Consider the following 5,938-nt stretch of genomic DNA (forward strand, 5'->3'; position numbering starts at 1 on the left):
CGTGATTGGGTTGATTGCTTCACTCGTTATCGTTCATCGCTACAATAAATTCTTTCTCTTATACACATCTAGATGTGTATAAGAGACAGACTCTGTACCAATCGGTGAAGATGAAGATGACAACATAGAAGTTGTCTCTTATACACATCTAGATGTGTATAAGAGACAGCAACAACTTTACCTAATCTACCGCATGACTCTGTACCAATCGGTGAAGATGAAGATGACAACATAGAAGTTCGTCGTTGGAGCGCCCCTCGTCAATTCTCTTTTGAACCAAAACCTCATTGGGAGGTCGCAGAAAATCTGGATATCTTAGATTTTGAACGCGGCGCAAAAGTGTCAGGTAGCCGTTTTGTTTATTACAAAGGTTTAGGGGCGAGATTAGAACGTGCGGTTTACAATTTTATGTTAGATGAACATGTTTATGAACAAGGTTATACGGAAATGATTACGCCTTACCTAGTAAATAGCAAGTCAATGTTTGGTACGGGTCAATTCCCCAAATTTAAAGAAGATGTTTTTCAAGTTGAAGATCGTGACTTGACGTTGATTCCAACAGCAGAGGTCCCTCTAACGAACTATTATGCTGATGAAATTTTAGATGGTAAAGAGTTGCCGATCTACTTCACAGCCTTGTCTCCTTCTTTCCGTTCTGAAGCAGGGAGTGCTGGACGCGACACTCGCGGTTTGATTCGTTTACACCAATTCCACAAAGTAGAAATGGTAAAATTCAGCGACAAAGAAACTTCTTACGATGAACTAGAAAAGATGACTCAAAATGCAGAAATTCTCTTGCAAAAATTAAACTTGCCTTATCGCGTCATCACATTATGTACAGGCGACATGGGCTTCTCAGCTGCTAAAACTTATGATTTGGAAGTATGGGTTCCTGCCCAAGATACTTATCGTGAAATTAGTTCATGTTCAAATTGTGAAGACTTCCAAGCACGTCGCGCAATGATACGTTATCGCGATGAAGATAGTAAGGTTCAATATGCTCATACATTGAACGGTTCTGGCTTGGCTGTTGGCCGGACTGTGACCGCCATCTTAGAAAACTATCAAAACGAAGATGGATCAGTTACCGTTCCAGAAGTCCTAGTACCTGTCTCTTATACACATCTAGATGTGTATAAGAGACAGGGTCTACATAGTTTGTTGCTTTGTTTCAGCAACTTTTATATCTTAACAGGTTACTGAGTGATTGTCAACAACTTTCTTGAAGTTTTTTCCGAAGAAGTTGTCGTCATCGCTTTATGCGACTTTGATAGAATAACTGAAAGTCAGTTATCTGTCAACAATATTTTTAGTGTTTCGAAAGATTTTTTATCGTTTCAGAACATAAAATAATATAGCAGTTTTATAAGGTTTGGTCAACGAAAAAAATGCTATTTTATCCACTTTTTTCAATTCCGATGAATAATCGGAAACAGAGAGGTTTTGTTCGTTTTTTTACTTTTGAAAGCATTTTTTTCGGTTATTAAAAAAATAATTTTCGTCATTCTATTTTTGATTTTTTCTTAACTCATAATGCTGTCTTTCGCCTTCCGTTGATTTCTTTGGTAAAATAAGGGCTGTCTCTTATACACATCTAGATGTGTATAAGAGACAGGATTGGTACAGAGTCATGCGGTAGATTAGGTAAAGTTGTTGTTATTTCTGTTAATTGTGTATCAATCTCGTCTACTTGAGTATCGAAATCTTTGATTTTTACACCAACTTCTTTCTGTCTCTTATACACATCTAGATGTGTATAAGAGACAGACAGTCCTAGTACCATATATGGGAAATGTGAAAGTTATAAAGAAAGAAAAATAATTCATAAAAATGGCGTCTTCGCATGTGCGAAGACGCCATTTTTAAGTAATTAATTTTTATTGTTCAACTGAATAGTTCGGTGCTTCTTTAGTAATTTGAACATCATGAGGGTGCGATTCTTTTAATCCATTGCCGCTCATTTGAACAAATTGTGCATTTTCACGTAAATGTGCTAGATCACCTGCGCCAACATAACCCATTCCAGCCTTCAAACCGCCAATCATTTGGAAAATAATATCTGCTGCTGATCCTTTATAAGCTACACGACCTTCGATACCTTCAGGAACTAATTTATTGGCTTCATTAACGCCGCTTTGGAAATAACGATCGCTTGAACCTTTTTCCATCGCACCTAAAGAACCCATTCCACGATATGTTTTGAATCGACGACCTTGATAAATTTCAAATTCACCAGGAGACTCGTCTGTTCCGGCTAGCATTGAACCAAGCATAACTGCATGTCCGCCTGCTGCCAATGCCTTTACAATATCACCAGAATATTTGATTCCGCCATCAGCAATAATTGCCTTTCCGTACTGACGTGCCACTGATGCTGCATCATAAATTGCTGTTAATTGAGGTACTCCCACACCAGCAACCACTCGTGTTGTACAGATTGAACCAGGTCCAATCCCCACTTTTACAACGTCTACGCCAGCGTCATATAAAGCTTTTGCACCTTCAGCTGTTGCGATATTGCCTGCAATTAAAGTAGCTTCTGGGAACGTTTCACGGATTTCGCGAATTTTGCGTAAAACACCAGCGCTATGACCATGAGCAGTATCGATCACAATACCATCAGCGCCCGCTTTTAACAAAGCCTCAGCTCGTTCAAAAGTATCACTAGTTACACCGACAGCCGCAGCAACTAATAAACGACCATGCTCATCTTTAGCAGCATTCGGGAATTCAATAACTTTTTCGATATCCTTAATTGTAATCAAGCCGCTTAAGCGACCTTCTTCATCAACTATCGGTAATTTTTCGATTTTGTGCTTTTGTAGTGTTTTTTCGGCATCTTGTAATTTAGTACCAACAGGCGCTGTTACTAAACCATCCTTAGTCATAACTTCGTGAATAGGGATATCATAATTTGTTACAAAACGCATATCTCTATTCGTAATAATTCCGACTAACTTGCGATTTTCCAACGTTTCTACGATTGGCACACCACTAATACGATAACGACTCATTAAATCTTCGGCATCTTGTACTTTGTGCTCTGGTGTTAAGAAAAACGGATCAATAATTACACCGCTTTCTGAACGTTTTACTTTACGAACCTCATCTGCTTGGGCAGCAACACTCATATTTTTATGGATGACTCCCAGACCACCTTGGCGGGCCATAGCAATTGCCATTTTACTATCTGTCACAGTATCCATACTTGCGCTCATTAATGGAATGTTCAATTTGATATTTTTCGCCAACTGTACACTCATATCCACATCATTTGGCAATACATGACTCTCCGCTGGAATCAACAAAACATCATCAAACGTCAGACCTTTTTTTGCAAACTTCGTTTCCCAATTAGACATTGTTCGTTACCACTCCCCAGAATTATTTTTAATAAAAAAACTAACAGAATGAGCGAGTGAAGTCAATAACTTGTGTCGAAATCCTCATCTAACCTTTATTTTTCTATAGGATCAAACCATTTCTCAAGCAACTCAGCAGTTATTTCACTGTTTTCCTCAAGTATTTGATAGGTTGCTTGATTTGTATCGCTATCACGAATCAAATAGAAACCCTCTTTATTCGAAAAATTATCCAAGCGAATTACTGTAAAACGTTCATCGACTTGTTGAACTCCTTTAAATATTTCACGTAACAGTGTTTTTGCTTGATGAATATTTTCTTGATGTTCTTGTGCCTTATCTACAGCTGCAGTTAACGTATACCCTTCATCTAAAAAATGCTTAATAATCTCTACTTTAATTACCATCGGCAACTTAAATTTCCGATTGCCGTTTTTTTCCCCGGTAGATTTAATATATCCTTTTTGTTCCCAATATCGAATTTGACGTGGTGAGACGTCAGTTACTTTACTTAATTCACTGATACCTACTAATAAGTCATCACTTTCTAGGAGCTGTTTGACCGTATTGTTCTTCACAACGCATCCCTCTCTTCACCTTATGATTATACTTTCGCTAACAAGCGTGTCAAGTAAGTTGACAAAGAATTTGAATAGCAGTAAAGTAACAAACGGACATTTATTGTTTCTGAAAATTTACAAAAAAGAGAGAAGGCGTTAGATCGTGAGTAATAATCAAACGGTCGATATTTACGGGAAACCCTACAATCGTTCTTTATTAGTCGTTGTACTACTAATAGGGACATTTTGTACGGTGTTAAACCAAACTTTGTTAACAACAGCTTTTCCAGCACTAATGAAAGCTTTCGACATATCTGCTTCTAGTGTTCAATGGCTAACAACTGGCTTCTTGCTAGTTAATGGGATTATGATCCCTATCAGCGCATGGCTGATTAATAAATTTAGTTCAAAAAAATTGTATTTAACTGCAATGACAATCTTTTTGATTGGTACGATTACTTGTTTCATCGCACCAAATTTTTCGACTTTGTTAATTGGACGATTAATACAAGCTGCTGGCGTTGGGATTTCAATGCCATTACTACAAAATATTATGCTTTCAATCTTCCCGCCAGAAAAACGCGGCTCTGCAATGGGAATGGCTGGAATCGTTATCGGACTTGCCCCAGCATTAGGACCTACCCTTTCTGGTTGGATTATTGATCATTATACTTGGCGCGATCTTTTCGGCATGGTGATCCCTATTGTCATTTTAGTTTTAGTACTAGCTACCTTTTTAATGAAAAGTGTTATTCAATTGTCTAACCCTAGTATTGATATCTTATCTGCTTTATTATCAACAATTGGTTTTGGCAGCTTGTTATATGGTTTCTCTTCTGTTGGTAATGACGGTTGGGGTAGTGCTAAAGTTATTGGATTTTTAGTCGTTGGTGTTGCCGTTATCGGCTTATTCGTATGGCGGCAGTTACATCTAGAGCATCCATTTTTAGAACTACGGGTATTTAAGTCACCAATTTTTACAATTGCGGCAATTTTAAGTGGTGTGGTTAATATGGCGATGGTTGGTGCCGAAATGGTTCTTCCTTTATACATTCAAAATATTCGTGGGGAATCAGCTTTCCACTCTGGTTTAATGTTATTACCAGGTGCCTTAATTATGGGGTTAATGATGCCTATTACGGGAGCAATCTTTGATAAGCATGGGGCAAAACGTTTAGCAATTAGTGGGATGTTAATCTTAACAGCGGCTACTTTACCTTTCGCATTTTTAACTTCTGAAACACCAATTGCTATGATCGTAATCTTATACGCAATGCGGATGTTCGGCATTTCAATGGTCATGATGCCTGTCACTACTTCAGGTATGAACGCCTTACCAATGAATTTGATCAGTCATGGTACGGCTGTAAACAACACCTTCCGTCAAGTTGCAAGTTCCATCGGAACAGCCATATTGATTAGCGTGCTTACTAATGTTACGAAAGATAATTTACCAGCAGCACATTTGCTAAAAACTTTACCACTATCATATAAGAATCAAGCAATCAGTGCTACATTATCTGGTTATCATGCAGCCTTCTATGTTGCAGTAATATTTGGTGTTGTTGGCTTTATCATTACATTTTTCTTAAAAGCCAATCAAAAAGCTGAAGGAGGTCTAGCAAAATGATTTTCGCTATCACAATTATCAGTGTATTAGCTTTTGCACTAACTAATATTTTTGCAAAAAAAACTTGGCAAACATTTCTTTCAGTAATTTTTGCAGCTATCTTCTTAATCAGTTTAGGTTTCATTACTGCTAATGATCACTATCACTACGGTATGAAAAAAGTTACCGAGACCACGACTCAGACACTGACTTCTACGGCTGATAATAAAAACATGAATATGTTGCTCTATCAACCTCTTGGTGATGGCACAGAAAAGATTTACTTATACAAAACAAATGAATCACAGAAAAAACCAAAAACAACCGGAACAGATCATGTCACCAACACTGTAAAAAAAGATCAAACAAAAACACAGTTACGTACAGATAAAACATATTGGGTCTAT

At 37.6% G+C, this 5,938-nt stretch carries 4 protein-coding genes and 1 pseudogene; 3 read left to right on the top strand and 2 right to left on the bottom strand.

Annotated elements, in window-relative coordinates; genetic code table 11:
• Positions 1-162: 162 nt before the first annotated feature.
• A pseudogene (gene serS / locus A5875_RS12945) lies at positions 163-1,203 on the top strand (serine--tRNA ligase); the annotation flags it as partial.
• Positions 1,204-1,877: 674 nt separating this feature from the next.
• Here serS and guaB read toward each other — a convergent pair.
• Both guaB and A5875_RS12955 read right to left on the bottom strand, forming a co-directional pair.
• Positions 1,878-3,362, bottom strand: a complete 1,485-nt coding sequence (gene guaB, locus A5875_RS12950) for an IMP dehydrogenase (protein ID WP_088933978.1) — start codon at positions 3,360-3,362, stop codon at positions 1,878-1,880.
• A 95-nt stretch (positions 3,363-3,457) separates the two neighbouring features.
• Positions 3,458-3,940, bottom strand: a complete 483-nt coding sequence (locus tag A5875_RS12955; protein ID WP_088933979.1) for a MerR family transcriptional regulator — start codon at positions 3,938-3,940, stop codon at positions 3,458-3,460.
• 145 nt (positions 3,941-4,085) lie between these two features.
• Between A5875_RS12955 and A5875_RS12960 the strand changes: the two genes are divergently transcribed.
• Together A5875_RS12960 and A5875_RS23700 are read left to right on the top strand one after the other, a co-directional pair.
• Entirely contained in the window at positions 4,086-5,552 is a 1,467-nt protein-coding gene (locus A5875_RS12960) for an MDR family MFS transporter (RefSeq protein ID WP_088933980.1), read from the top strand.
• Positions 5,549-5,938: DUF4811 domain-containing protein (locus A5875_RS23700; protein ID WP_176244676.1), on the top strand; the 390-nt coding region annotated here is incomplete at its 3' end. The genes A5875_RS12960 and A5875_RS23700, both read left to right, overlap by 4 nt.

This window comes from Enterococcus sp. 3H8_DIV0648, assembly GCF_002140655.1.
Classification (GTDB): domain Bacteria; phylum Bacillota; class Bacilli; order Lactobacillales; family Enterococcaceae; genus Enterococcus_A; species Enterococcus_A hulanensis.